The sequence below is a fragment of the Dinoroseobacter sp. S124A genome (assembly GCF_049801015.1).
GTDB lineage: Bacteria > Pseudomonadota > Alphaproteobacteria > Rhodobacterales > Rhodobacteraceae > Dinoroseobacter.
The window spans coordinates 382,034-407,947 of the sequence record NZ_JBNAGD010000001.1 but is presented as its reverse complement, the minus strand read 5'-3'; the positions used below and the strand labels follow the sequence as shown (position 1 = coordinate 407,947).

At 65.0% G+C, this 25,914-nt stretch carries 26 protein-coding genes; 18 read left to right on the top strand and 8 right to left on the bottom strand.

What is annotated here, in order from left to right; translation table 11 throughout:
* Positions 1-9: 9 nt before the first annotated feature.
* Together ACP15I_RS01895 and ACP15I_RS01890 are read left to right on the top strand one after the other, a co-directional pair.
* Positions 10-636, top strand: a complete 627-nt coding sequence (locus ACP15I_RS01895; RefSeq protein WP_424964656.1) for a 3-oxoacid CoA-transferase subunit B — start codon at positions 10-12, stop codon at positions 634-636.
* A gap of 5 nt (positions 637-641) precedes the next feature.
* Positions 642-932, top strand: coding sequence for a GNAT family N-acetyltransferase (locus tag ACP15I_RS01890; RefSeq protein ID WP_424973677.1), 291 nt, complete (start codon positions 642-644; stop codon positions 930-932).
* A 6-nt stretch (positions 933-938) separates the two neighbouring features.
* On the opposite strand, the gene ACP15I_RS01885 is transcribed toward ACP15I_RS01890, so the two are convergent.
* Positions 939-1,685 (bottom strand): lytic transglycosylase domain-containing protein, encoded by a 747-nt coding sequence (locus ACP15I_RS01885; protein ID WP_424973676.1) that lies wholly within the window; start codon positions 1,683-1,685, stop codon positions 939-941.
* Between the two features lie 430 nt (positions 1,686-2,115).
* Between ACP15I_RS01885 and ACP15I_RS01880 the strand changes: the two genes are divergently transcribed.
* The 16 genes from ACP15I_RS01880 (at position 2,116) to ACP15I_RS01805 (ending at position 18,004) form a co-directional block, all read left to right on the top strand.
* Positions 2,116-2,331 (top strand): Flp family type IVb pilin, encoded by a 216-nt coding sequence (locus ACP15I_RS01880; protein WP_424964660.1) that lies wholly within the window; start codon positions 2,116-2,118, stop codon positions 2,329-2,331.
* 245 nt (positions 2,332-2,576) lie between these two features.
* Positions 2,577-2,792, top strand: coding sequence for a pilus assembly protein (locus tag ACP15I_RS01875; protein ID WP_424964662.1), 216 nt, complete (start codon positions 2,577-2,579; stop codon positions 2,790-2,792).
* 194 nt (positions 2,793-2,986) lie between these two features.
* Positions 2,987-3,829 carry a Flp pilus assembly protein CpaB gene (gene cpaB / locus ACP15I_RS01870; RefSeq protein ID WP_424964663.1) on the top strand — a complete coding sequence of 281 codons (843 nt, stop codon included), beginning with the start codon at positions 2,987-2,989 and terminating at the stop codon, positions 3,827-3,829.
* 178 nt (positions 3,830-4,007) lie between these two features.
* Complete coding sequence (locus tag ACP15I_RS01865) at positions 4,008-5,432, top strand: type II and III secretion system protein family protein (protein ID WP_424964664.1); 1,425 nt, start codon at positions 4,008-4,010, stop codon at positions 5,430-5,432.
* A 4-nt stretch (positions 5,433-5,436) separates the two neighbouring features.
* The gene (locus tag ACP15I_RS01860) at positions 5,437-6,081 is read left to right on the top strand and encodes an OmpA family protein (protein ID WP_424973675.1); all 645 of its coding nucleotides are present in this window, start codon (positions 5,437-5,439) and stop codon (positions 6,079-6,081) included.
* Positions 6,082-6,339: 258 nt separating this feature from the next.
* Complete coding sequence (locus tag ACP15I_RS01855; protein ID WP_424974104.1) at positions 6,340-7,584, top strand: AAA family ATPase; 1,245 nt, start codon at positions 6,340-6,342, stop codon at positions 7,582-7,584.
* Positions 7,585-7,603: 19 nt separating this feature from the next.
* Complete coding sequence (locus tag ACP15I_RS01850) at positions 7,604-9,052, top strand: CpaF family protein (RefSeq protein WP_424973674.1); 1,449 nt, start codon at positions 7,604-7,606, stop codon at positions 9,050-9,052.
* Positions 9,053-9,054: 2 nt separating this feature from the next.
* A complete protein-coding gene (locus ACP15I_RS01845) occupies positions 9,055-10,023 on the top strand; it encodes a type II secretion system F family protein (RefSeq protein ID WP_424964667.1) in 969 nt (322 codons plus the stop codon).
* 10 nt (positions 10,024-10,033) lie between these two features.
* Complete coding sequence (locus ACP15I_RS01840) at positions 10,034-11,023, top strand: type II secretion system F family protein (RefSeq protein WP_424973673.1); 990 nt, start codon at positions 10,034-10,036, stop codon at positions 11,021-11,023.
* A complete protein-coding gene (locus ACP15I_RS01835; protein ID WP_424973672.1) occupies positions 10,992-11,594 on the top strand; it encodes a tetratricopeptide repeat protein in 603 nt (200 codons plus the stop codon). Before ACP15I_RS01840 ends, ACP15I_RS01835 begins: the two co-directional genes overlap by 32 nt.
* A 45-nt stretch (positions 11,595-11,639) precedes the next feature.
* Complete coding sequence (locus ACP15I_RS01830) at positions 11,640-12,491, top strand: tetratricopeptide repeat protein (protein WP_424973671.1); 852 nt, start codon at positions 11,640-11,642, stop codon at positions 12,489-12,491.
* 7 nt (positions 12,492-12,498) lie between these two features.
* Positions 12,499-13,008: an A24 family peptidase gene (locus ACP15I_RS01825; protein WP_424973670.1), complete on the top strand. Its 510-nt coding sequence runs from the start codon at positions 12,499-12,501 to the stop codon at positions 13,006-13,008.
* 36 nt (positions 13,009-13,044) lie between these two features.
* Positions 13,045-14,352: an ATPase gene (locus ACP15I_RS01820; RefSeq protein WP_424973669.1), complete on the top strand. Its 1,308-nt coding sequence runs from the start codon at positions 13,045-13,047 to the stop codon at positions 14,350-14,352.
* 45 nt (positions 14,353-14,397) lie between these two features.
* Complete coding sequence (locus ACP15I_RS01815; RefSeq protein ID WP_424973668.1) at positions 14,398-16,806, top strand: ligase-associated DNA damage response DEXH box helicase; 2,409 nt, start codon at positions 14,398-14,400, stop codon at positions 16,804-16,806.
* A 43-nt stretch (positions 16,807-16,849) separates the two neighbouring features.
* Positions 16,850-17,524: a ligase-associated DNA damage response endonuclease PdeM gene (gene pdeM / locus ACP15I_RS01810; RefSeq protein ID WP_424973667.1), complete on the top strand. Its 675-nt coding sequence runs from the start codon at positions 16,850-16,852 to the stop codon at positions 17,522-17,524.
* Positions 17,525-17,584: 60 nt separating this feature from the next.
* Positions 17,585-18,004 (top strand): PaaI family thioesterase, encoded by a 420-nt coding sequence (locus tag ACP15I_RS01805; protein WP_424973666.1) that lies wholly within the window; start codon positions 17,585-17,587, stop codon positions 18,002-18,004.
* A 10-nt stretch (positions 18,005-18,014) separates the two neighbouring features.
* Here ACP15I_RS01805 and ACP15I_RS01800 read toward each other — a convergent pair whose 3' ends face one another.
* From ACP15I_RS01800 to ACP15I_RS01770, 7 genes are all read right to left on the bottom strand, one after another.
* Complete coding sequence (locus tag ACP15I_RS01800) at positions 18,015-18,677, bottom strand: hypothetical protein (RefSeq protein WP_424973665.1); 663 nt, start codon at positions 18,675-18,677, stop codon at positions 18,015-18,017.
* Positions 18,678-18,799: 122 nt separating this feature from the next.
* Positions 18,800-20,716 (bottom strand): ATP-dependent zinc metalloprotease FtsH, encoded by a 1,917-nt coding sequence (ftsH, locus tag ACP15I_RS01795; RefSeq protein WP_424964678.1) that lies wholly within the window; start codon positions 20,714-20,716, stop codon positions 18,800-18,802.
* Between the two features lie 80 nt (positions 20,717-20,796).
* Complete coding sequence (gene tilS, locus ACP15I_RS01790) at positions 20,797-22,053, bottom strand: tRNA lysidine(34) synthetase TilS (protein WP_424973664.1); 1,257 nt, start codon at positions 22,051-22,053, stop codon at positions 20,797-20,799.
* Positions 22,050-22,877 (bottom strand): tol-pal system protein YbgF, encoded by an 828-nt coding sequence (ybgF, locus tag ACP15I_RS01785; RefSeq protein ID WP_424973663.1) that lies wholly within the window; start codon positions 22,875-22,877, stop codon positions 22,050-22,052. The genes tilS and ybgF overlap by 4 nt, the downstream gene beginning before the upstream one ends.
* A gap of 15 nt (positions 22,878-22,892) precedes the next feature.
* Entirely contained in the window at positions 22,893-23,420 is a 528-nt protein-coding gene (gene pal, locus ACP15I_RS01780) for a peptidoglycan-associated lipoprotein Pal (protein ID WP_424973662.1), read from the bottom strand.
* Positions 23,421-23,494: 74 nt separating this feature from the next.
* Positions 23,495-24,835: a Tol-Pal system beta propeller repeat protein TolB gene (tolB, locus tag ACP15I_RS01775; RefSeq protein ID WP_424973661.1), complete on the bottom strand. Its 1,341-nt coding sequence runs from the start codon at positions 24,833-24,835 to the stop codon at positions 23,495-23,497.
* Positions 24,832-25,908: an energy transducer TonB gene (locus ACP15I_RS01770; protein WP_424973660.1), complete on the bottom strand. Its 1,077-nt coding sequence runs from the start codon at positions 25,906-25,908 to the stop codon at positions 24,832-24,834. The genes tolB and ACP15I_RS01770 overlap by 4 nt, the downstream gene beginning before the upstream one ends.
* Positions 25,909-25,914 lie beyond the last annotated feature (6 nt).

Here is a 25,914-nt window from a genome sequence, read left to right as displayed (position 1 = left end):
AGGCCGACGATGGCATGGGACCGCAACCAAATGGCGGCGCGCGCTGCGCAGGAGCTTCAGGACGGAATGTATGTGAACCTCGGGATCGGCATTCCGACCCTGGTGTCCAACTACATCCCCGAGGGCGTCACCGTCACCCTGCAGTCGGAAAACGGGATGCTCGGCATGGGCCCCTTCCCGGTTGAGGGCGATGAGGATGCCGACCTGATCAACGCGGGCAAGCAGACTATCACCGAACTGCCCCAGACCGCCTATTTCGACAGCGCCCAGAGCTTTGGCATGATCCGCGGCGGCAAGATCGCCATGGCGATCCTTGGCGCGATGGAGGTTGCCGAGAATGGCGATCTGGCCAACTGGATGATCCCGGGCAAGCTGATCAAGGGCATGGGCGGCGCGATGGATCTCGTGGCCGGCGTGGGCCGCGTGGTCGTCGTGATGGATCACACCAACAAGCGTGGCGAGACCAAGCTTCTCAAGGAATGCACCCTGCCGCTGACCGGCAAGGGCGTGGTCGACCGGATCATCACCAATCTCGGTGTGCTCGACGTGGTCGATGGCGGGCTCAAGATCGTGGAATGCGCCGAGGGTGTGTCCGAGGACGAGCTGCGCGCGGCCACCGAGGCCACGCTGGTCTGAGCCACGTGTCCGGCGCGGTGATTTCCAAGGAACTGGACGGCTCTAAGGGCCGCTATGTGTTGCGTCGCGACGGGGAAGAGGCCGAGGTCACGTTTTCCGTGGCCTCGCCGCAGACCATCATCGCGGACCATACCGGCGTGCCCGAGGCCCTGCGCGGCACCGGCGCGGGCCATGCCCTTGTGGCCTTCATGGTGGAGGATGTCCGCGCGCAGGGCATCAAGATCGTGCCGCTTTGCCCCTTCGTGAATGCCGAGCGGCGCAAGCACCCGGATTGGGCCGACGCGTTTCAGGTCTAGCCGGGGCTAGTTCGCGGCCATGGTCGTGAACACGCACCCATCCGACGCCAGATCCGGCGGCGTGGCGCAGAGGCTCCGCGCCACCTGCCAGGCCGCGAGCACCTTGGGCACATAGGCGCGCGTCTCGGGATAGGCCGGCACGCCCCCGGCCCGTTTGACCGCGTTCTCCCCCGCGTTATACCCCGCCAGCGCGAGGATCGCGTCGCCGTCGAAGGTGCCGATCAGCCAGTCGAGATAGCGCACGCCCCCGGCGATGTTCTGGGCCGGGTCGAACGGATCCGCCACATCAAAGCGCGCCGCCGTGGCGGGGATGAGCTGCATCAGGCCCTGAGCCCCTGCAGAGCTGACGACTTCGCTCCGACCGGAGGATTCCGTCACCATCACCGAGAGGACCAGCGCCGGAGAGACCCGGGTGCCGATGGTTTCAGCCAGGATGGTCCGGCCATGCTGTGCCGCCAGAGCCTGCAGCGCCCCAAGGCTGGGGGCCGCGGGACCGATATTGTCCGGTCGCGCCACGAACTCGGCGGCATCGAGGAACCGCGCAGGCCCCGCCCCGGCCAGATCCGTGCCCGTCGCCTCCCAGAAGGCGCGCTGATAGGGCAGTTCCTCGGGCAGAGCATCTTGCGCGACGCTGGCAGGCGGCACCGGGAGTGCCGGATCCGGGCGCGGCGCGATCTGGATGTTGATGCGGCGGGTGGTGCCCGGTGGTGGCGGCGCGATCTTCTTGAAGGTGAAGCCGCCCGGCGGTGTCACAGCCGCAGCATCCTGTGCCGATGCAGGCACAGTCGCGAGGCACAGCACCGCACAAAGCGCCGGAATCCACCGTCGGGTTTCGTCAAATCCTCGCATTTTCACCGCTCGTGTTTTTCCAAAGTGTTAACCCGTCCGCGCGATCCTTGGCCTCGGAAAATGGCACTTCGGCGGCATGTGAGGCGAGGCTTGTGGCGGCAAACACACAAAACATAGGGGATTTGGGGCACGCATTGCCCGGGATACTCGCAGAGGTCTGCCGCGCCGAGCGCGCAAAACAGTCCCGCTTGGGTCGAAGCTCGGACCAAATTTGGCCCGAATTTGAGAACAGAGTGTTTCCATACCGAGACGGAGCCCCGGTCGGCCCCATGGGCAATCCCGCCCCAAAAGGTTCGGTACTGAAGACACATGGATCCTTTGGAGGACTGAAAAGATGAAACTCTTCAAGCTCGCACATCGCTTTCGCACCGAAGAAGATGGTGCTGTCACCGTGGACTGGGTCGTGCTGACCGCGGCCATCGTGGGTCTGGGCATCGCCGTCTATGGCGTGGTGTCCGGCGGCATCTCCAACCTGTCCGGCGACATCGACACACAGCTCGAAACCGACCAGATCAACACCTCCTTCCCGGCGGCGGCCCCGGCCGACTGATCCGGTCACAACCCTCAAGCGACCGCGCAGGGACGCGCGGTCGTTTGCGCTTTCGGGCCCCGGAGTCCGACACGTGCCCCCGTCAAACTCTGCATATTTCATTTGCAATTGCTCGAAAACGTACCGGCAATCACCCGAAACCCACCACATTGCCGCCCTGTTTGAAACGGACACTGATCCCATCGAAACGAACACCATACGGGCGTCGTGACGGTTTGACACCGAAGAACCTAAGGAACAAAACCATGAAACTGTTCAAGCTTGCCAAGACTTTCCGCACCGAAGAAGACGGTGCCGTGACCGTGGACTGGGTCGTGCTGACCGCAGCCATCGTGGGCCTCGGAATCGCCGTCTACGGCGTTGTTTCCGGCGGTATTGCCAACCTGTCCGGCGATATCGACACCCAGCTTGAGACCGACCAGATCAACACCTCCTTCCCGGCGGCGGCTCCGGCCGACTAAGTCCTGTCGGACGCCTGTAGCGGGCCGCGCCAGTGGCGCGGCCTTTGCCACTCACTCCGGCCCTGCCCTCTCCGCGCGGGCGGCCCCGTGGCCACAAATTGGCCGCATTCCGGCCTCGCTGCGGTCCAAGGCACCGCCTGAGGCACAAGAACACCCGGTCCGCCCATGCGGCCTGACCACAGCGGAGGCGTATCATGCGATTGATTTTCGGACTCGTCCTGATCCTGGGGGTCGGTCTCGCCGGCTTTGCCGTGATGATGGCCAAAGACCGGTTCGACCAGTACCAGACCGTGGTCGCCAAACAGCAACAAAAGCTCGCCAAGGCCGTCGATGTGGTCGAGGTCTATGTGATGGGCAAGCCCATCCGCTATGGCGAGAAGATCACCAAGGATGATGTGCGCAAGGTCAGCTGGCCCAAGGACGCCGTGCCCGAGGGCGCCTATCTGACCGAAGCCGACCTCTTTCCTGACGAGAAAGGGCGCCTGCGCACCGCCACCCGCGCGATGGAGGCCAATGAGCCCGTGCTCGCGGTCAAGGTCACGGAACCCGGCGAGGATGCCGGCGTGTCGTCGCGGCTCAGCAAGGGCATGCGCGCCTTCGCGATCAGCGTGAATGTCACCTCCGGCGTCTCGGGCTTCCTGCGCCCCGGAGACCGGATCGACGTCTATTGGAGCGGGGCCTCCAAGGGGCAGGATGTGACCAAACTGATCCAGTCCAGCATGCAGATCATCGGCATCGACCAGAATGCCGATATGGACCGCAACGCCCCGACCATCGCGCGCACCGTGACCGTCGAGGCGGATCCGAAACAGGTGGCTGGCCTCGCCCAGGCGCAGCGCACCGGCAGCCTGTCTCTGTCCCTCGTCGGCGCCGCTGATGAGGCCTATACCGGCTCGATCGAGATCGACCAGAACGAACTGCTGGGCATCATCGAGGAAGAAAAGGTCGTCGAACGCGCGGAGATCGAGAAGGTGTGCACGATCCGCACCCGCCGCGGCTCCGAGGTTGTGGAAATCCCGATCCCCTGCACCAACTGACGCCTTTAGAAAGGTTAACAGTTGCAAAATAGTCACCACCGGGGCGCCTCGCTCCGGTGTTTTTGTCAGCAGCGACCTCTAACCGCATGATTCTTGCCAAAAAGCGCAGGATCCGTCATGGTGGCGGGATAAGGGGCGATAGACCCCGTATATAGAGTGGTCATAGAGGCAGGATCACATGACGTTGAGAAACTGGGTCAGCGCGGGGCTTCTGGGCCTCTCTCTTGGCATTTCATTCGGCAGCGCCCCGGCGATGTCACAGGTCCTCCGCGTTCAGGAGGGTCAGGCCACCTCGACATTGCAGGTGCCTCTCAATCGCGCCGTCGTGGTCGAGAGCGAGATTCCCTTCGCGGAACTCTCCATCGCCAATCCCGGCATTGCCGATATCGCCACACTCTCAGATCGCAGCATCTATGTCCTCGGCAAATCCGCCGGGCGCACCACCATGACCCTGCTCGGGGCCGATGGCCGCCTGATCACCAATGTGGATGTGCAGGTCACCCCGGACATCGCCGAGTTCAAGGAACGCCTGCAGCAGATCCTGCCCAATGAGGCGATCGAGGTGCGCACCGCCAATGACGGGATCGTCCTGAGCGGTACCGCCTCCAGCCTGACCGCCCTCGACCGGGCGCTCGATCTCGCTCAGCGCTACGCCCCGGACCGGGTCTCGAACCTGATGACCGTGGGCGGCACCCAGCAGGTGATGCTCAAGGTCCGCTTTGCCGAGATGCAGCGCTCGGTCAGCAAGCAGCTGTCCAACGGCATGACCGCGGTGTTCAATGGCAGCGATGGCGCGTTCTCCATCGGGCTCGGGTCCGGGGCCATCGCCTCGGGGGAGCCGATTGGCGGCGCCAACAGCACGATCCTGAACCTCAATCCCGAGGCCGCAGGCAGCATCGGCCTTGGCTTCAACCTGGGCAATGTCAGCCTGGGCATTCTGCTCGAAGCGCTTGAAAACAAGGGCGTTGTCCGCACGCTGGCCGAACCGAACCTGACCGCACTTTCGGGTCAGAGCGCGAGCTTCCTGGCCGGTGGCGAGTATCCGATCCCCGTGGCCGATGGCGATGGCGGGATCTCGGTCGACTACAAGCCCTTCGGTGTGGAGCTCGATTTCATTCCGACGGTGCTTGAAGACAAGGTGATCAACCTGGAGCTGGCCGCGGCGGTCTCGGCGCTCGACTCGTCGGCCTCGATCATCACCGACTCTCTGACGGTTCAGGGCTTCAGCCGCCGCGAGACCAACACCACCGTACAGCTGCGCGACGGGGACAGTTTCGCGATCGCCGGTCTGCTCGAAGATGACTTCCGGGACTTTGCCGGACAGGTGCCTTGGCTCGGCGACATCCCCGTGCTCGGCGCCCTCTTCCGCAGTGCGGATTATGCGCGCAGCCAGTCCGAACTGGTGATCATCGTCACCGCCCATCTCGTCAGCCCGACCCGGGGCGAGGCGCTGGTCCTGCCCACGGACCGGATCCGCATCCCCTCGGAACGGGAGTTCTTCCTCAACGGCAAGCTCGTGAGCGACCGCACCCCGCGGCGCGGGGCGGCTGGGGAGGTCGCGCAACAGGACTTCTCGGGGTCCTATGGCTACGTGATGGAGTGATCCGATGACCCTGCGCCAGACCCAGCTTCTCGGGGCCGCCGCCCTGCTCGCCCTCGCCGCCTGCGCCAACCCCGATGCCGAGGTCGGCAGCCAGATCGATGAAGGGGGCTTCGGCACCCCGACCCTGAACAACACGCTTGTCCAGACCGGTGAGATCTCGGCCACGGTCAGCCTGGCTCAGCGCTTCGCGCGCGAGGTGCCCAGCACGATCAATTTCGCCTTCAACCAATCCACGCTCAGTGCCGAGGCCCGCGCTGCATTGGATGTGCAGGCGCGCTTCATCCGACAATTCCCCGAGTTGCGCTTCTCGGTCTTTGGCCACACGGATCTTGTGGGCTCGGCGGCCTATAACCAGCGGCTCGGTCGCGCACGCGCGAATCGAGCGGTGAACTATCTGGTGTCCCAAGGCGTGGACCGGCGTCAGCTGCAGGCGCTTGTCTCACTGGGTGAGACGCAGCCGCTGATCGTGACCCAGGGGCGCGAGTTGCGCAACCGTCGCACGGTCACCGAGGTCAGCGGCTTTCTCGAAACCGACCCGATCAAGCTCAACGGCAAGTATGCCGCGGTCATCAACCGAGAGTTCGTTGAGGGCGCAACCTACGAAACGCGCTTCGAAAAAACCGAAGCCGCTGGCGGAGACGGCGGCTAGACCGGCACATACACGTCACATCCATCACAGGCTCGCCCCGCACCTCACGTGCGGGGCTTTTTCTTAGAATTGTCTGTTCTTCTCCGGCTCAAATGCCGGCAAGAGCGGCGCCATTACTGCCCTGTTTACCTTCGATAACGATACTCGCTGTGACGAACTGTAGAGGTCGGTGTTGGAACGGACCCGACCGAGGTGGCAGGAATGACAGCGGCAGCGCAGCTGAATGGGAGCAATCCGAAGGGCGATGCGGGCGATCCGATGCACGGGGCGCCCATTCTCGCCTGTACCGTGTCGCGCGACGTTCAGAATTTCGAAATCCTGATCGACGAGATGGAAGCCGAGTTCAAGGATGGCTGGGGCGATCTGCGGATCTCTGACACGATGTCCTTTCTCGACCAGCCGGATGCTGCCCTGCTCAAGGTGATCGCGCTGGCCCTCGATATCGAGGATGAGGCGGATATCGAAACCATTCTGTCCATCGTGCATAAGGCAACGGATCTGTCGATCGCGGTTCTGCTGATCGCCGATGAACTGGACCCGATCATCCTGCATCAGGTGTTGCAGGCCGGCGCGCGGGAGTTTTTGCCCTATCCGATGCCCGAGGCGGGCCTGTCCGAAGCGGTGGAGCGGCTCTCGAAGGCGGATCGTCCGCCCCTTGCCGCGCCGAACGCCGTACATACCGAACAGACGCCTGCAACCGAGGCGATCCTGCCCTCGCGGACCACGACCGGCTGCACGATCTTTGCGATCCAGGGCTTGGCGGGGGGCGTCGGTGCGACGAGCCTTGCGGTCAACCTCGCCTGGGAACTCGCCACTCTGAAGGGAGAGACGCCGCGGGTCGGCTTGCTGGACATGGATCAGCAGTTTGGCTCTGTCGCGACCTATCTCGATCTGCCCCGCAAGGACATGATCTTTGAGCTGATGTCGGATATCGAAAGCCTCGACGAGGATGTGTTCCGGCAGGCGCTGCAGACGGTGGATGGCAAGCTCAGCGTCTTCACGTCACCGACCGAGATCCTGCCACTGGATCTTCTGCCGCCGGAGGATATGGAAAAGCTGATCGCGACCGCCGCCGGCATGTTCGACTATCTCGTGATCGACATGCCCAGCGCCCTGGTGAACTGGACTGAGACCGCTCTGCGGATGTCGGATGTCTTTTTCCCGGTGATCGAACTGGACCTGCGTTCGGCCCAAAACGCGCTGCGCTTTGTTCGAACCCTGAGGTTCGAGGATCTGCCCGTGGAAAAGCTGCGCTTCGTGCTCAACCGCGCGCCCAAGATGACCGATCTGTCGGGCAAGGCGCGGGTGAAACGCATGGCCGAAAGCCTCGACATCTCCTTTGGCGAGAAACTCCCCGATGGCGGCAAGGCCGTGGCGGAATCCAATGATCACGGGTCACCGCTGGCCCAGCGCGCCGCCAAGAACCCCTTGCGCAAAGAGATCGCGAAGCTTGCCAAGTCTCTGCACGAGATCAGCGCAGGGTCGGCGGCCGCAGGCGGCTGAGGTCGGGAAAGGGCGAGACATGTTTGCAAAATACCGAAAAGACGCCCCCGCCAAACCCGGCGCGCGCCCCCCGGTCCCGGCGGCCGCACAAACACCTGCCGCGCCGGTCAAGTCGGCGCCCAAGCCTGCCCCGGCCAAAGCCGCGCAACCATCGACCAAGCCCGCAACCGGCGAGGTGTCCGAAAAGGAAGCCCGGCGCGAGCAGAAGCTCAACGAGCTCAAGGTTTCGCTGCACAAGCAACTCCTTGAGGAGCTGAACCTTGCCGCCCTCGAAAGCGCCAGCGAAAAGGAGCTGCGCGCCGAAATCGCCCAGATCGCCAACGAGTCGCTCGCCAGTATGAGCGTGGCCCTGAACAAGGATGAACGGCGCGCCCTCTACGAGGAGCTTTATGACGAGGTGCGCGGCCTCGGACCTCTGGAACCCCTGCTCAAGGATGACGATGTCAACGATATCCTCGTCAATGGCCCGCAAAGGGTGTTTGTCGAGCGGGCCGGCAAATTGCAGCTCTCGGATGTGAAGTTTCGGGATGAGAAACACCTGCTGCGCATCATCGACAAGATCGTCTCGGCGGTGGGCCGCCGCGTCGACGAGCAGAACCCCTATGTGGATGCGCGGCTCGCCGATGGCTCGCGTTTCAATGCCATGGTTGGCCCGATTGCCTGCGATGGCAGCCTCGTATCCATTCGGAAGTTCAAGAAAGACAAGCTGGGCATCGACGATCTGGTCAATTTCGGTGCGTTCTCCGAGGAAATGGCGGTCTATCTGCAGGCCGCCGTGGCCTGCCGTCTGAATGTCATCGTCTCCGGCGGTACGGGCTCGGGCAAGACGACGACGCTGAATGCACTCAGTTCTTTCATCGACAATTCGGAACGGATCCTGACCATCGAGGATACCGCCGAGCTGCAATTGCAGCAGGTCCATGTGGGCCGTATGGAAAGCCGCCCCGCCAATGTGGAGGGCAAGGGCGCGGTGACCCAGCGCGATTGCCTGCGCAACGCCCTGCGGATGCGCCCGGATCGGATCATCGTCGGCGAGACCCGCGGCGAAGAGGTGATCGACATGCTTCAGGCGATGAACACCGGCCATGACGGCTCCATGACCACGATCCATGCCAACTCCGCCCGCGACGGGGTGAGCCGTCTAGAGAACATGGTCGCCATGGCCGGGATCGAGATGCCGATCCGTGCCTTGCGGGCCCAGATCTCCTCGGCCGTGAACCTGATCGTGCAGGCATCGCGTCTCCAGGACGGCTCCCGCCGGATGGTGTCGATCACCGAGATCACCGGGATGGAGGGCGATATCATCTCCATGCAGGAGGTCTTCCGCTACCAGCGGACAGGCCTGCTGCCCGATGGCAAGATCAAGGGTCATTTCACCGCCACCGGCGTGCGCTCCCACTACTCGGACCGCTTCAAGCAATGGGGCTACGACATTCCCGCCTCCATCTATGAACCAACGAAGGGCTAACCATGCAACTGAGCATCGAACCCCTTATCTATATTGGGATTTTCGTAGGCGTCCTGTTTTTGGTCGAGGGGATCTATCTCGTCGCCTTCGGCAAGTCGATCAGCCTGAACAGCAAGGTCAATCGCCGCCTCGACATGCTCGACAAAGGCGCCACGCGGGACGCCGTGCTCGACCAACTCCGCAAGGAAATGTCGCAGCACAAGACTACGTCGATCCTGCCGCTCTATGCCATGCTCGCGGACAAGGCGAAGAAGGGCAATGTCGCCTTCTCACCCGCGGCCCTCATGATGATCATGCTTCTGCTGACGGTGGTCTCCTTTGTCGGGCTGTCCATCGGCACGCAGGCCTCCATGCCCGTGCGCTGCGTGGCGGCGGTCGCGATCGGCGTGGGCGCCGTGTACATGTGGGTGAACAAGAAGGCCAAGCAGCGCCTCGCGATGATCGAGGAGCAGTTGCCCGACGCGGTCGAGCTGATGGTGCGGTCCCTGCGCGTGGGGCACCCCTTTTCCTCGGCGATCAACATCGTCGCCAAGGAGGTTGCCGACCCCCTGGGAACAGAGTTTGGCATGATCGCGGATGAAGCCGCCTATGGCCGGGATGTCACCGAAGCGCTCAAGGAACTGGCCGAGCGGATGGATATGCAGGATTTGCGCTTTCTGGCGGTTGCGGTCTCGATCCAGTCCCAATCCGGGGGCAATCTGGCCGAGATCCTTGACGGCCTAGCAAAAGTGATCCGGGCGCGGTTCAAATTGTTTCGCCGGGTCAAGGCGATCACCGCCGAGGCGAAATGGTCCGGGATGTTCCTGTCCGGCTTCCCCTTTCTCGCGCTTGTCGGCATCAACCTGATGGAACCGGACTATTATGCGGATGTGAAGGACACCCCCGCCTTCATTCCCGCCTGTGTGATAGTCGCGGTGTTCCTGACCATCAACATCATCTTCATGAAGATGATGGTGAATATCAAAGTCTAGGAGCGCGCCCGTGTTCGAAGCCGTCAACGCGTTGCTGGTGCAGTATCTCGGCCCGCTGGGTCCGGTCCTCTCGGTCGGGTTCCTGGGCGCGATCCTCATCCTCGTCACGCTGCCGATCCTGCTCCGAAAGGAACAGGATCCGCTGCTGAAGCTCAAGGAAGAGCGTCTGGGCAAAAGCTCCGCGGATCGCGGAGATGAGCGCGCCACAGCCTTGCGGCAGGATGATCCGGGCAAGAAGCTGGAACGGTTCTCGCAATATCTCGAACCGCAGGACAACGCGGAATTGTCTGCCATTCGCCTCAAGCTGATCCAGGCGGGCTATCGGCAGAAATCCTCGGTCAAGATCTTCCATTTCGCGCAATTCGCCCTGGGGCTCGGCCTGCTCTTTGTTGGGGTGGTCTATACCTTTCTGTTCGGCGGCGGCGAGGAACCGGATGTCACCAAAGCAGCCCTGACCACGTTGGTGCCAGGCCTGTGCGGCTACTACCTGCCGAAATACTGGGTCGATAAGCGGATCGAAAAACGCCAGGAGGAGATTACCAACGGCTTCCCCGACAGCCTCGATCTGATGCTGGTCTGTGTCGAGGCGGGCCAGGGGCTCGACCAGGCCATCATCCGCGTGGCCCATGAAATCCGGGCCGGCTTCCCCGCGCTCGCGGACGAATTCGAGATGGTCGCCTTCGAGATTAAGGCCGGCAAGGACAAGATCACGGTGCTGAAGGACATGTCCGAACGCTGCGGGGTGGGCGATGTCACCTCCTTCGTCACGGTGCTGATCCAATCGCAATCCTTCGGTACCTCCATCGCCGATGCGCTGCGGGTCTATGCCAGCGAGATGCGTGACAAACGGGTCATGCGCGCCGAAGAAAAGGCCAATGTCCTTCCGACAAAGCTGACACTCGGGACAATGATGTTTACGGTGCCGCCACTCCTGATCATCCTGATCGGGCCGTCCATGTGGAGCATCTATGAAAGCTTGTCTCAACGCGGTGGCCCCTAGCGCTCCAACCCGGATCGCACTTCTGTGTGGCGCGGCGGGCCTGTTGATCGGGTGCAGCCCCTCCACCCCCAGCCTCGACGATCTCGGCGACAACCCCTTCCCGCCCAGCGCGCTCGCGGTGGATGGCGAAGCTGTCGATGGGCTCGTGGTCGGCAATCGGCTGATGGAGGCCGGGGAATATGATCTCGCGTTGCGCGCATTCTTCCGGGCCGGGGCGGAACAGGGCATGACCGCCGATGTGCTCAGCGCGATCGGGTCGGCCAATCTGAAACTTGGCCGGCTGGAGCAGTCTGAAAGCCTGCTGCGGCAAGCGGTCGAGGAGGATCCCGCCTTTGTCCCGGCCTGGAACAATCTTGGCGCGGTGCTCATGGAACGGGGCGAATATGGCGAGGCCTCGCGCGTCTTTCAAAAAGCCTTCGCCCTCGACAGTGGCAATTCGGACGACATTCGCAACAACCTCCGCCTCGCTATCGCAAAACGCGACCAGGTGAGCTACGCTGGCGCCAGCGATAACAACGAGTTCGACCTGGTTTGGCAAGGCAATGGCAGCTACCTGCTGATCGCGCCCTGACCGCATTGGGATCGTACCGACATCGAGCAAAAAAGGACGCGACACATGCGTTATTCGCAGGCTTTGGCCCCCGCGGGCCTGGCGTTGCTGGTTCTTGGAGCCTGCGCGCCTTCAGAGGAGATCGATGTGACCCGCGAGTTGGACGCGGTGAATGTCATCGATGAGAACAATCTCAACAACCTGATGCTGAATTCGGCCGACCCGGAAGAGGCGGTCGCCTATTTCCAGCGCGCGACCCAGGACATGCCGGAGCGTATCGATCTTCAGCGTGGTCTGGCCAAGTCCATGACCCGCAGCGGGAATGCGACCTCCGCGGTCTCCGCCTGGCAAACCGTGATCGACAGCGACGAGGTCACCGACGAGGATCGCGTCGATTTCGCGGATGCCCTGATCCGGGCCGGCGAGTGGGACCGGGCGCAGGCGCAACTGGATTCCGTTCCCCCCACTTTCGAGACCTTCAAACGGTATCGGCTGGAGGCCATGGTCGCCGATAGCGAGAAAGACTGGCGCGCGGCCGACAGCTTTTACGAGATCGCCGTGGGCCTGACCACGCGGCCCTCCGGCGTGCTCAACAACTGGGGCTATTCCAAGCTGTCGCGCGGCGATTTCCGCGGGGCGGAGAAGCTTTTCAACGAAGCGATCGGCTATGACCCGGATCTGTTCATCGCCAAGAACAACCTCGTTCTCGCCCGCGGGGCGCAGCGCAACTATGCCCTGCCCCCCGTCCCCGTGACCCAGATCGAACGGGCACAGTTGTTGCACACTCTTGCCCTATCGGCGATCAAACAGGGGGATATTGCAACCGGGCGCGGCCTGCTGCGCGAAGCGATTGACACCCATCCCCAGCATTTTGAAGCCGCCGTGCGCGCGCTGAGGACGCTGGACAGCGAAGCCTGAGGCCCCGATGACAGACCCGGCGACCGGCACATTCCTGTTCCTGCTGTTCGTGTCGCCGATCTGCCTCTTTATCGCCTGGAGCGACATGAAATTCATGCGCATCCCGAATTGGACCGTGCTGACCCTTCTCGCGGTATTTGCCTGTGCCGGTCCCTTCCTGATGCCTCTGGCCGAGTATGGCTGGCGCTGGGTCCATGGGCTGGTGATCCTCGGGATCGGCTTTGTGGTCTCGTCGCTGCGGATGGTCGGGGCCGGGGATGCCAAGTTCGCCGCCGCCATGGCGCCCTTCGTCGCCCTGCAGGATGCTGCGCTGGTCTTGGTGCTGTTCTCTGCGGTATTGCTGGCAGCCTTTGCCACCCATCGCGCCGCGCGCAGGGTCCCGGCCCTGCGCAGCCTGACCCCAGATTGGGAAAGCTGGACGCGGGATCGCGATTTCCCCATGGGCCTCGCGCTGAGCGGAACGCTCATGCTTTACCTGGCGATGCCGCTGATCCTGCCGGCGGTAACACTCCGTTAGGGGCCCGGGATCTAGACTGCCCGTGGGAGACCCGGGATGACTCATCACAGCACGCCGTCCATTGCCCCGACCAGTCCGCGCAGCGTCGCGGATCTGGGGCTGCCTGCCACCATGTTGCAGGATCTGTTGCTCAAGACGATGTTTCGTCGGTCCCTGACCCGCGCGACCGAATTGTCTGAGGCGATGGCCATCCCCGTGCCCGTGGTGCAGGACCTGATCGACACCGCGCGGCAGCTCAAGATGGTCGAGGCGCTTGGCTCGCTGACCTCCGAAGGGGCCGAGGAGATGCGCTTTGCCATCGCGGATCAGGGCAAGGCCCGTGCCCTCGATGCGCTGACGCAATCGGAATATTACGGCGCTGTCCCCGTCCCGATGGAGCATTTCGCCGAACAGGCCGAGCGCCAGTCGATCAAGAATGTCGTGCTCACGCCCGAGAAGCTGGCGCAATCCATGGGGCATCTGGTACTTCCCAAGGGCCTGCTGCAGCAGCTTGGTCCCGCGGTCACATCGGGGCGCTCGGTGCTGCTCTACGGGCCGCCCGGGAACGGGAAATCCTCGATCTCCAACGGGATCCGAGACGCCATGGGGGACCATGTCTATGTCCCGCGCGCCATCAGCTATGGTGGCCAGATCATCACCGTCTTCGATCCGGTCGTCCACACGCCCGTGGCCTCCCCGACCCAGTCGCGCTCGAGCCTGCGGCGCAGCATCGGCCATGACCAGCGCTATGTCTGCTGCAAACGCCCTGCGGTGATCACCGGGGGTGAGCTTGAGCTGGCGATGCTGGATCTCAACTACAACCCGGTCGCGCGGACCTATACCGCGCCGTTGCAGATGAAGGCGACGGGTGGGATCTTCATCGTCGACGATCTGGGCCGTCAGGCGGAGCCGCCCCAGGCCCTGATCAACCGATGGATCGTCCCGATGGAGGCGGGCTATGACATCCTCGCGCTGCAATCGGGTGAAAAATTCATCGTGCCCTTCGACACGCTGGTGGTGTTCTCGACCAACTTTCACCCGAACGAGATTTTCGACAACGCCGCCCTGCGCCGCGTGTTCTTCAAGCTCAAGATCGACGGGCCGACCAAGGAGGAGTTTCTCAAGATCTTCGGCCTTGTCGCCAAGGCAAAGAACGTGCCGCTGGATGAGGCGAGCCTTGTGCATCTCATGACCCGGAAATACCCGGAGGTGGATCATGTCTATGCCAATTTCCACGCGAATTTCCTTTTGGATCAAATGATTGCGGTCTGCCGCTACGAAGGCGTGCCAAACCACATGTCGCCCGATCTGATCGACCGGGCCTGGTCGAACCTCTATGTGGATGAGGGCGAAATCGCCCATTGATCAATCCGGCTTGGCCCGCCGCCCGCGCTGGCCTATTTCCGGAGGATGGACCTGCAATTGCCCCCGGAGCTTGCCCGCTGGATCACCGATCAGGGCTGGTCGCTCCACCCCCATCAGCGTGACATGCTGGACCGTGCGGCGGACCCCGCACTGCTGTTGATCGCGCCCACGGGCGGCGGCAAGACGCTGGCCGGGTTTCTGCCGACGCTGGCCGAGCTGGGCCCGACGCCCGAGGCCGGTTTGCATACGCTCTATATCTCGCCGCTCAAGGCGCTGGCGGCGGATATCAAGCGCAACCTGCGCCGCCCGGTCGAGGAGGCAGGCCTGGCGATCCGGATCGAGGACCGGACCGGAGATACCTCCCAAAGCCAGCGCAAGCGTCAGCGCGCGGACCCGCCCCATATCCTGCTGACCACACCGGAAAGCCTTGCGCTGATGCTCAGCTATGAGGACGCCGCCCGGACCTTTGCCGGGGTCAAACGGGTGATCGTGGACGAGATCCATGCGCTGGCGGAATCCAAGCGGGGGGATCAGCTCATGCTCGGGCTCGCCCGCTTGCAAAGCCTTGTGCCCGAACTCCGCCGCGTTGGGCTCTCGGCCACGGTCGAGGATCCGGAGGCCATCGCCCAGTTTCTCGCCCGTCACCCGGATCCTTGCGCCATCCTCCATGCGGATCCCGGCCCGGCGCCGGATATCACCATGCTGCAGACCGACGCCCCCCCGCCCTGGACCGGCGGCGGCGGGCGTTACGCGATCCCCGCGATCCTCGACGCTGTGCGCAGCCACAAGACCACCCTGATCTTCCACAACACCCGCGCCCAGGCCGAGCTGTTCTTCCATGCGCTCTGGCTCGCCAATGAGGACGCCCTGCCCATCGGGATCCACCACGGCTCCCTCGCGCGGGAGCAGCGCCAGAAGGTCGAGGCCGCCATGGCAGAGGGCAGCCTGCGCGCCATCGTCTGCACCGGTTCGCTCGATCTCGGCATCGACTGGGGGGATGTGGATCTGGTCATCCAGGTTGGTGCCCCCAAGAACGTCAAGCGACTGGTCCAGCGGATCGGACGCGCCAACCACCGCTATAATGCGCCGTCCAAGGCCCTGCTTGTGCCTGCGAACCGCTTCGAGGTGGTGGAATGCCATGCGGCACTCAAGACCATGGCCGAGGGCAAGCTCGATGGCGAGGCGCGCGACGAGGGCCCCCGCGATGTGCTGTGTCAGCATATCCTGAACGTAGCGGCGGCGGGCCCGTTCGACGCCGATCACCTCTTTGACGAGGTGACCAGCGCGGGCGCCTACCAGAGCCTGACGCGCGCGGCCTTCGACGATTGCCTGAACTTCTGCGCCACGGGCGGGTATGCCCTGCGCGCCTATGACCGCTGGCAACGGCTGTTGCAGCGCCCGGATGGGCAATGGCAGCTCCGCGATCCCCGCAGCGCCCGGGCGATCCGGATGAATATCGGCACGATCATCGACACCGAAACCCTCAAGGTCCGGCTCAAGAACCGGCGCGGCGGCACCCCGCTCGGCGAGGTCGAGGAGGGCTTCGCCGCCACGCTGACCCAGGGCGATACCTTTCTGATCGGCGGGCAGATCGTGCGCTATGAGGGGCTCAACGAACTCACGGTCGAGGTCACGCGCCGCGCCGACAAGCAGCCCAAGATCGCGACCTTCATGGGGACGAAATTCGCCACCTCAACCCAGCTCAGCCAGACCATCCTCGAGATGTTCCAGCAGGACGATTGGCCCGAGTTGCCCGAGGCCACGCGCGACTGGCTGCACCTGCAACGGCGGGTCTCGAAACTGCCCGAGGCCGAGCGGATGCTGATCGAGACCTTTCCCTTCGAGGATCGCAACTACCTCGTCTGCTACGGCTTCGCTGGCCGCAACGCGCAGCAGACGCTCGGCCTGTTGCTCAGCCAGCGGATGGAGGCCGCAGGGCTCGACCCGGTGGGCTTCGTCGCGACCGATTACGCCACCATGCTCTGGGGGCTGAGCGAGGTCACGGATCCCGCCGCCCTCGTGCGCCCTGACGGGATCCGCGACGGGTTCGACCATTGGCTGTCGGGCAATGCGGTGATGAAGCGGACCTTCCGCGCCTCGGCGATCATCGCCGGGCTGATCGAGCGGAACACGCCGGGACGGCGCAAGACCGGGCGGCAGGCGACCTTCTCATCGGATATCCTCTATGACACTTTGCTGAAATACGACCCGGACCATGTGCTGATGCAGATCACCCGCGAGGAGGCCCGCCGGGGGCTCGTGGATTTCGCGCGCATCGAAGAGCTGCTGGAACGGACCACCGGGCGGATCGATCACTACCGGCTCGACCGGCTGAGCCCGCTTGCCGCGCCGATGATGCTCGAACGCGGACGGGTGCCGATCGCCGGGGCGGCCGAGGACCGGATGGTCGCCGAAGCGGCGGCTGCCCTGATGACCGAGGCGGGTCTGACCTGAGATCGCGCTTGCACCGCCCGATGAAATGGTGTTGGACCAAAGCATGAACACGCAGGATTTCAGCTTTGCCGGTGCCGCGCTGCGCGCGCTTCCCAGCGGTGCGCTCTGGTGGCCGGAGCGGCAGGTGCTCGTGGTCTCGGACCTGCATCTGGGCAAGTCCGAGCGGATCGCACGGCGAAACGGGGCGCTTCTGCCGCCCTATGAGACCACCGAAACCCTGTCCCGACTGGAGGCCGATCTGGCCGCGACCGGGCCCGATGAGGTGATCTGCCTCGGGGACAGTTTCGACGACCCGGCGGCGAGCCGCGCCCTGCCCGCCCCCCTGCGGGAGCGGATCGCGCTGGCGCAATCCGGGCGGCGCTGGATCTGGGTCGAGGGGAACCACGATCCCGGCCCGCTCGACCTGGCGGGCCAACAGGCGACCGAGTGGCGCAGTGGCCCCCTGCGGTTTCGCCATATCGCCGAAGACGGCACGCCCAGCCCCGGCGAGGTCTCGGGCCATTACCACCCGAAATGCAGCCTGCAATTGCGCGGGGGGCGGCGGGTCTCCCGGGCCTGCTTCCTGCTGGATGCGACCCGGCTGATCCTGCCGGCCTATGGCGCGTATACGGGGGGCCTGCACTGTCATAGCGCACCGCTCTCGACGCTCATGGGTGCCGATGCGCGCGCGATCCTGATCGGACCGCAGCCCTGCATGGTGCCCATGCCGCGCGGCTAGGGTGGTTTACCCGCCCGCCCATCCACCGCACACTGCGCGCAGACAAGGACCGGGGGGCAGATGAGCGATCTTCAGGACAAGGTGGCGCGCAGTTTCGCGCGTCAGGGATTAATGGGCACGCTCGGCGCAGAGCTGGTCTCGGTCAAGCCGGGCGAGGTGGTGATCCGCGCCCCCGTGACCCCCGAGACCGGGCAGCAGCATGGGGTCGCCCATGCGGGGCTGACCTTCGCCATCGGGGACTCGGCGGCGGGCTACGCCGCGCTGACCCTGATGCCCGAGGAGGCGGAGGTTGTAACGGCCGAGATCAAGATCAACCTGCTCGCCCCGGGCAGCGGTCCGGCCCTGATTGCCACCGGGCGGGTGGTCAAACCCGGCAAGCGGCTGGTCGTGGTCACAGCCGAGGTCGCGCGCGAGGACGGCACCTGCGTCGCGCTTTTGCAAGGGACCATGGTGCCTGTGCCCAGGACGCCCATGGGCTAGCCCCGCTCGTTTAGCGGCGCGCGCGGTCCTGCTGCACCCAGCTGGTGATCGCGAGGATGATCATCATCGGAAAGATCCATTCGAGCCCTTCCTCGATGAAGCTGGCCCACCAATCGGTTTCGGCGGAGACGGCGATGCCGAAGGGCTCCAGCTTGCGGGCGAGACCGTCGAGGCTCTTGGCGATCACCACCAGCACAATCGCCCCGGCCAGCCACCAGGCCCAGGCCGCACGATCCCGCAGCCCGCGCAGGAACGGGCCCGCCCCATGCCGGACGAGACGATAGAGCGTCACGACAATCACGATCAGCACGAAAACCCCGATCAGCTTGTGGAGGAGCGGATAATCCCCGGAATAGAGCCGCAGCTGCAGCACGCCCTTCTCGGTGAACCGCTTGTCGAAATCGAGCTCGCGCATCATCAAGAGCGCCATCAGCACTGCGACATGCCAGCCGGGGCCGAACACGACCCGCGGGGCGAGCGCGACAAACCCGATCAGCGCGCAGCCCATGGCCACGAAAGCGCCGATCTCGAACGGGCCGGCCTCGGTCTTGTAATAGTCCAGCCCGTGCCCCTGGATCGTGGCCTGCACGACCAGCGCCACGAAGATCGCCAGAGCCAGGTAGAACGGCCAAAGCACCCGCTTTGCCCCGGGGCCATCGTCGATTTGTGCCACAGCTGCCTCCTGAAGATCCCGCAAAAAGAGCGCATTGCGTAGCGGAGGCATCCTGAGTCCTGCAACCGAAATGTAAAACGCCGCCCCGGGGGGCGGCGCTGTGTCACTGGTTTGATACAGGATCAGGCTGTCGGCTCAGGCTCCATCCCGCCATCCCGCGGCTTGGAGCGGGATTTGGACTTGGGAACGGCCGTCAGGGACGGCGTGCCCGAGGTCGGCGTGTCGTCCTCGTCATCGCCGCGGTTGAGCGGCTCGCCATTGATCACCTTCTGGATCTCGGCCCCGGTCAGGGTTTCATATTCCAGCAGACCCTGGGCCAGACGCTCCCAGCCTTCGTTCTGCTCGGTGAGGATCCGCTTGGCGGTCTCGTACCCTTCGTCGATGATCTCCTTGACCTTCTGGTCGATGATCTTCTGGGTCTCCTGGCTGTGATTGGTGCCACCGCCATAGCTGCCGAGATAGGATTGCTGTTCATTGGCGTAATCCACATGGCCCAGCTCTTCGGCAAAGCCGAATTGCGTCACCATGGCCCGCGCGATCTTGGAGACCTGCTGGATGTCCGAGGTCGCCCCCGAGGTCACGTTCTCGGGCCCGAACTTGAGCTCTTCGGCGACCTTGCCCCCCATCGCCATGGCGATCTTGGAGGTATACTTGGTGCGCGTCACGCTCAACTGATCGCGTTCCGGCAGGGACATGACCAGACCCAATGCGCGGCCGCGCGGGATGATCGTCGCCTTGTGGATCGGATCATGCTGCGGCACGTTGAGACCCACGATGGCATGGCCGGCCTCGTGATAGGCCGTCAGCATCTTCTCTTCCTCGGACATCACCATGGAACGCCGCTCGGCCCCCATCATGACCTTGTCCTTGGCGCTCTCGAAATCTTCCATGGTCACGAAGCGACGCCCCACGCGGGCCGCCATCAGCGCGCTTTCGTTCACGAGGTTCGCCAGATCCGCACCAGAGAAGCCCGGCGTACCGCGCGCGATGATGCGCAGATCCACATCGGGGCCCAGCGGCACCTTGCGGGCATGGACGCCCAGGATGCGCTCGCGTCCCTTGATGTCCGGGTTCGGTACCTGCACCTGACGGTCAAACCGGCCCGGACGCAGCAGCGCAGGGTCGAGCACGTCGGGACGGTTGGTCGCCGCCACGATGATGATGCCTTCATTGGCCTCGAACCCGTCCATTTCCACCAGAAGCTGGTTCAGGGTCTGCTCGCGTTCGTCATTGCCGCCGCCATAGCCGACACCACGGGACCGGCCCACGGCATCGATCTCGTCGATGAACACGATACAAGGCGCGTTTTTCTTGGCCTGCTCGAACATGTCGCGGACCCGGCTCGCGCCGACACCCACGAACATTTCAACGAAGTCCGAACCCGAGATGGTGAAGAAGGGCACGCCCGCCTCCCCCGCAATCGCGCGGGCCAGCAGGGTCTTACCGGTACCCGGAGGGCCCACCAGCAGCGCGCCTTTGGGGATCTTGCCCCCGAGCCGCGAGAATTTCTGCGGGTTGCGCAGGAATTCGACGATCTCTTCGAGCTCTTCCTTGGCCTCGTCGATCCCTGCCACATCGTCGAAGGTGACGCGGCCATGCTTCTCGGTCAGCAGTTTCGCCTTGGACTTGCCAAAGCCCATGGCCCCGCCGCGTCCACCGCCCTGCATCCGGTTCATGAAGAAGATCCAGATCCCGATCAGGATCAGGAAGGGCAGCAGCGTCCCGATATAGGACAGGATCCCGCTCTGCTCTTGCGCGCGGGCTTCGATCTGGACGTTCTCGTCAAGCAGGAGCTGCGTGACATCCACGCCCTCGGGCTTGACGGTGGTGTATTGCTGGCCGTCGCCGGTGCGGATCATGACCTGCTCGCCATCCAGGATGACACTGGCCACATCGCCCTGCTCCACGCGCTCGACAAAGTCGGAATAGGTGATCGAGCGTGCGTTGACCGTCGATTGCCCCCCGCTGAACAGGTTGAACAGGGCCAGGATGAGCAAAAACAGCACAACCCAGAACGCGACATTACGCAAATTGCCCACGGATAATTCTCCTCAAGGTGGCAAAGCGCTCGGGCGCGCTCTGCGGACTTGTGTTTAAAATAGCTACGGAACGGCGCAGTTCAATGTGGAATCAGGCTTGATATGAACGAAGACGGGTCAGGTTGAGTGTCAATTCGCGTTGACAGCCCCCAATTCAGGCGCGGAACGGCCAAAACCCGGTCCCGATCCCAGACCGCAACACTGGCGCAGAGGCTGGCGAAAGGCGGGCCTGTCTCGGGGCGGCCGACCTGTGTCACGCCCTCCGCGCCGAGGACACGCAGCTCAGGCGTGGTTGCGTCCGGCACGGGATCGCGCAGCGAGATCTGCCAGCGCCCATCCCACAGCGCGCCCAGCGGGGCGACCTCTGCGGCCACAGCAGCAAGTTCGCGTGAGACGCGAATGCGTCCGCGTTCGGGCGTGAAAAGGCAGCCCTGCAAGGGTGCAGCCCCCGTGCCCAAGCGCCCCCAAGTGGTTTCGAGCGAGCTGAGCCGGGGCCTGTAGGGCGCACCGGACACCCAGCGCACCGCCTCGGCCAGCAGCCGCAATCGCGTTTCCGCGTCGAGCGCGTCGAGGCGCGCACGGTCCAGCAGGACATCGCCCCACTCAAAACGCACATGGCCCGCGCTGACCTCGTCTGCGGCGCGCAGACCCAGCGCCTCCTGCGCCCGGGCCATGGCACGTGCGGTCTGGGCCAGACGGCCGGTGTCCAGATCCAGCGTGTCAATCGCGCGGCGCATCCGAACCCTGTCAAACCGCGGATCCGCGTTGCTCGGGTCCTCGCACCAGGCAATTCCCTCGGCCCGCAGATGGGCGCGCAAGGTCTCGCGGCGCTGCTCCAGCAGCGGGCGCAGCCAGAGGGTCCCCTGCCCCGCGCGGCGCGCGGACATGGCCGCGAGCCCGTCCACCCCCGAGCCGCGCATCAAGCGCAGCAGAACCGTTTCGGCCTGATCGTCCTCCGTATGTCCAAGACAAACCGCGTCGAGGGCTTCGGCCCGCGCCCAGCTTGCGAGCAAGCCAAGCCGCGCCTCCCGTGCGGCGGCCTGCAGGTTGCCTTGTCCGTCCCAGCCGGTCCAGCGCAGCACCTGATGGGCAACGCCCAGCCGTGCACAGAGCGCGGCCACCACCGCCTGTTCCTCTGCCGCCTCGGGCCGCAGGCCGTGTTCCACGGTGGCCGCCAAGATGGTGACATCCCGCGACGCGCCCCAGGCATGGGCAAGCTGCAAAAGGGCCATGGAATCCCCGCCGCCGGACACCGCCACGCCGATCCGCTGCGCCCCGGGGGCGAGTTGCGCCATCTGATCCGCAAAGGCGCGGGCCAGAGCGGCGGGCGCGGTCACGGGCAGGTCAGTTCCGAGCGCGCCGTGTTGGCATCCACCGCCGCCGTCCCACCGGGATAGCGCAGGCTCACCTCGCGCAGGGTCAGGCAGGCCTCCTCGCGTTGTCCCAGCTCCGCGAGGCTGATCCCCAAACGATAGAGCGCGAGCGGCGCGAGCGTGCCGTCCGGAGCGCCGGAAAACGCATCGAGATAGGCGCGGGCCGCCAGGGTCCAGGACCCGTCCGAGGCGCGCGCCTCTCCGCGAAGGTAATGGGCTTCCTGCACCAGCGGGCTGCCGGGATAGGTCGTGGCATAGGCCGAGAACGCCTCAGCCGCCGCTGTCGCCTGCCCGCCTTCGAGCAGCGCCTTGGCCGCGTCGAAATCTTCCTGCTCGGCCACGGCGAGCTCGGGTCCACCCGCCGCCGGCGGCACCACCGGCGCGACGGGCGTGTTGGGTTCCGCAGCCGTGCCGCCGAGGGTCGTGGTCTCGCCCAGGGTCGAGAGATCGCCGCCCTCCAGCTCGACCAGCCGGAATTCCAGATCCCCGATCCGGTTCGTACCGTCCTTGACGATGCTGTCGATGCGGAATTCGAGCTCCTCGGTCTTCGCCGTCAGCCGCGACAGCTCGCTCTCCAGTGTGTTGAGCCGGTCGAGCGCACTCGACGGCAAGGCGATCTGCGGCGCGCCCGTCGTCGATTGCTCACGCTTGAGTGTCTGCAACTCGACATAGAGCATCGACAGCTCCTGTCGGATATCCGCCAGGGTCTGCGCGCGATCCTGCGCCGCCAGCGGGGCGGCCAGCGCGAACAGGCCCGTGGCCGCGAGAACGAGGAGAGGTCGTGTCATGGCTGGCTCCGGCGCTTAGGAACTCGGCCCCGCCGACAGAACCGTGACAGAGCGGCGGTTCTGGGCGTAGCAGGATTCGTCCGAACAGATCTCGATCGGGCGTTCCTTGCCGAAGGTCACGGTGGTCAGGCGGCTATCGGCAACCCCTTGGGCGACCATGAAATCCCGCACGGCACTGGCCCGGCGCGCGCCGAGGGCGAGGTTGTATTCCCGCGTGCCCTGCTCATCCGCATGGCCCTCGATCACCGCCGTATAGGCCCCGTTGCTCATGAGCCATTCAGCTTGTTGTGAGACAAGCTGCTGCGCCTCGGGCGAGAGCGTGCTCTGATCCACGGCAAAGAGCACCCGGTCGCCGATGGCCTGCTGGAAATACTGCGGCGAGCTCGGATCGCCGAAGGCCCCAGCGGTGGTCGGCCCGCTGCCGCCGCCCGCGCCCCCGGCACTGCCGAAAAGCCCGCCCGATCCGGCACAGCCCGATACGGCGAGGGCCGCGACCAGCGCGAGGCTCAGCCTCGCGCGCGAAGACGTCTTTGCAAATTCCATGGCCCGTTCCTCATCTGCTCAGTGTTCTTGAAGGGAGTGTTAACATGGTTCGTCAGCGCCCGCACCGGCCGATCTCAGGGCAGGAGCGGCGACCAGGCCGGGTCCGAGGCCGCCCCCGGCGTGGGCACGCGGCGCAGGTTGCGCCCGGAGATATCCACCGAATAGAGCGCGGGGGCCCCGCGTGCGCCTGCAGTCTCCCGGGTGAACATGATCACGCGGCCATTGGGCGACCAGGTGGGGCTTTCATCCAGGAACGACGAGGTCAGCAGACGCTCCTCCGAGCCATCGACCCGCATCACACCGATATGGAACCGGCCCTGGTTCTGCTTGGTGAAGGCAATGAGGTCTCCGCGCGGCGACCAGACCGGCGTGCCGTAGCGCCCTGCGCCAAAGCTGATCCGGCGTGCCTCGCCGCCCGTGGCCGACATGACATAAAGCTGTTGCGAGCCGCTGCGGTCGCTTTCGAACACGATCTGGCGGCCATCGGGCGAAAAGCTGGGCGCGGTCTCGATGGCCGGTGTCGCCGTCAGCCGGGTTTGCGACCCGCTGGACAGGTCGCGGCGATAGATGTCGCTATTGCCGCCATTGGTCAGCGAGAACACCACCGAGCGGCCATCCGGGGCAAAGCGCGGTGCAAAGCTCATCTGCCCGCCCGTGGCCGACCCGATGGACTGGCTGCGCACCTGCGCCACATCGAGCAGCGTGATCTGCGGCCGCCCGGTCGCATAGGAGGTATAAAGCACCCGGTCCCCGGTGGGCGAGAAACGCGGCGCGAGCACGATCGCGCTGCTATCGGTCAGGAACTGCACATTCGCGCCATCATAATCCATGATCGCAAGGCGTTTCTGACGGGCATTCTTCGGACCCTGCTCCGACACAAAGACAACGCGGCTGTCGAAATAGCCACCCTCGCCGGTGATCCGGCTATAGACTGCATCCGCCACCTTGTGCCCCATGCGCCGCCAACTGGACTGGCTGGCCACGAATTGCAGCCCCTTGCCGAGGGGCGCGTCAGAGAACACGTCGAACAGGCGGAATTTGACCACAAGCCGCCCATCTCCGGCGACGGAGACAGAGCCCGTGACCAGCGCCTGGGCATTGATCGCCTTCCAGTCTGCATATTGCACCGGGGAGGCAAAGCTGGTGATCGGGCTGATATAGGCGCTCTCGGGGATCACCCGGAAGAGGCCCGACCCTTCGAGATCGGCGGCCACAACCTCGGCGATCTGGCGGGCCAGCTCGGTGGCTTGCGGAGTTTCGGCCACGAAGGGTGGCACCGCCACGGGCAAGGGTTCGATCACCCCTTCGGTGATCTCGATGCGGAGGGGCCCCGGACTGGATTGGGCGGACACAGCGGCGGCGAGACCAATACTCGCCAAACCAGCAATCAGGGCACTCAAAAAGGCTCGTCTCATCGGATCCGCATCCTTTCGGGATTAAATGTCATTTCGATATCGCGCCACTGGCCGTATTTCTCAACCGGCAGATCAAATCCGGCGCTGCCGCAGCGGATGATTGCCCGCCTTGCGGCCTCGAACGCCTGACGCGCGGCGGCCTCGGAGCCCCCTTCGGAGCTCAGCATCCGGATCGACCCGGCAATGGGCCGCCCCGATTGTTCCATTTCGACCCCGACCACCACGGTGGTGCGCAGGGCCTCGGAGGACAGCAAGCCCACATTCCAGCATTGCTGCACCGCAACCCGCAGCCCTTCGCGCTCGCCCGAGGTCATGGGCGGACCCACGGGGATCTCGGGGCGCGCGGGCGTGCTGGGCGCAGGGTCCGGCGCGCTCTCGGTGGCCTCGGCCACGGCGGCGGCGACCGCATCGGCCACCGGGTCCGAGGCGGGTTCAGGCGGCGTCTCCGCCACCGGAGGCGTCGGGCGCGGGCGTGCAGGGCGCGAAGGCGGGCGTGGGCTCGCCGTCAGCTCGGGCGTGGGATCGGCGGCCTGACTGTCCGGATCGGTCTCGGTGGCCTCGGTAATGATGCGGGTTGTGGCGGCCTCGGGCGCGGTTTCGCGCTCGGCCTCTGTCGTGGTCTCCCCCTCGGCCTCGGAGGTCACGGGCTCGGACCGCTCGGGCGCGATCTCTGCCTCGGGCGCGGGGGTCGGCACGGGTTCGGGGGCCACGCGCGGTGCCGGGGGCGGCGGGGCGGGCGCTGCCGGGGCCGGGGGTGGTGCGGGCACAGGGTCCGGTTCTGGTTCAGGCGGCGGCGCCGACACGACAGGGGCCGGCGCAGATTGCACCGGTGCGGGTGCGGGCGGCGTCTCGGGCGCCGGGGGCTGCGGCAGCTCGACGACCTCGGGCACCTCCGGCGCGCTTGTCAGCGCCGCGAACTCGGCTTCGGACAGAAGCGTCACATCGGTCGCCGAGGGCAGCGGCAATTCGGGCGCAGAGTAAAACAGCCCCCCCAGCGCGAGCCAGGCCAGCAGGCCCAGATGGCCCGCCCCGGAAATCGCGGTCCCGGTGTCGATATGGGGCAGACGCAGCACGCGCCC

Coding starts and splice junctions, on each gene's coding strand:
- ACP15I_RS01895 (WP_424964656.1), top strand. CDS start 10: ATGGCATGGGACCGCAACCAAATGGCGGCGCGCGCTGCGCAGGAGCTT.
- ACP15I_RS01880 (WP_424964660.1), top strand. CDS start 2,116: ATGAAACTCTTCAAGCTCGCACATCGCTTTCGCACCGAAGAAGATGGT.
- ACP15I_RS01875 (WP_424964662.1), top strand. CDS start 2,577: ATGAAACTGTTCAAGCTTGCCAAGACTTTCCGCACCGAAGAAGACGGT.
- cpaB (WP_424964663.1), top strand. CDS start 2,987: ATGCGATTGATTTTCGGACTCGTCCTGATCCTGGGGGTCGGTCTCGCC.
- ACP15I_RS01865 (WP_424964664.1), top strand. CDS start 4,008: ATGACGTTGAGAAACTGGGTCAGCGCGGGGCTTCTGGGCCTCTCTCTT.
- ACP15I_RS01860 (WP_424973675.1), top strand. CDS start 5,437: ATGACCCTGCGCCAGACCCAGCTTCTCGGGGCCGCCGCCCTGCTCGCC.
- ACP15I_RS01855 (WP_424974104.1), top strand. CDS start 6,340: ATGCACGGGGCGCCCATTCTCGCCTGTACCGTGTCGCGCGACGTTCAG.
- ACP15I_RS01850 (WP_424973674.1), top strand. CDS start 7,604: ATGTTTGCAAAATACCGAAAAGACGCCCCCGCCAAACCCGGCGCGCGC.
- ACP15I_RS01845 (WP_424964667.1), top strand. CDS start 9,055: ATGCAACTGAGCATCGAACCCCTTATCTATATTGGGATTTTCGTAGGC.
- ACP15I_RS01835 (WP_424973672.1), top strand. CDS start 10,992: ATGAAAGCTTGTCTCAACGCGGTGGCCCCTAGCGCTCCAACCCGGATC.
- ACP15I_RS01830 (WP_424973671.1), top strand. CDS start 11,640: ATGCGTTATTCGCAGGCTTTGGCCCCCGCGGGCCTGGCGTTGCTGGTT.
- ACP15I_RS01825 (WP_424973670.1), top strand. CDS start 12,499: ATGACAGACCCGGCGACCGGCACATTCCTGTTCCTGCTGTTCGTGTCG.
- ACP15I_RS01820 (WP_424973669.1), top strand. CDS start 13,045: ATGACTCATCACAGCACGCCGTCCATTGCCCCGACCAGTCCGCGCAGC.
- ACP15I_RS01815 (WP_424973668.1), top strand. CDS start 14,398: ATGGACCTGCAATTGCCCCCGGAGCTTGCCCGCTGGATCACCGATCAG.
- pdeM (WP_424973667.1), top strand. CDS start 16,850: ATGAACACGCAGGATTTCAGCTTTGCCGGTGCCGCGCTGCGCGCGCTT.
- ACP15I_RS01805 (WP_424973666.1), top strand. CDS start 17,585: ATGAGCGATCTTCAGGACAAGGTGGCGCGCAGTTTCGCGCGTCAGGGA.
- ybgF (WP_424973663.1), bottom strand. CDS start 22,877: ATGACACGACCTCTCCTCGTTCTCGCGGCCACGGGCCTGTTCGCGCTG.
- pal (WP_424973662.1), bottom strand. CDS start 23,420: ATGGAATTTGCAAAGACGTCTTCGCGCGCGAGGCTGAGCCTCGCGCTG.
- tolB (WP_424973661.1), bottom strand. CDS start 24,835: ATGAGACGAGCCTTTTTGAGTGCCCTGATTGCTGGTTTGGCGAGTATT.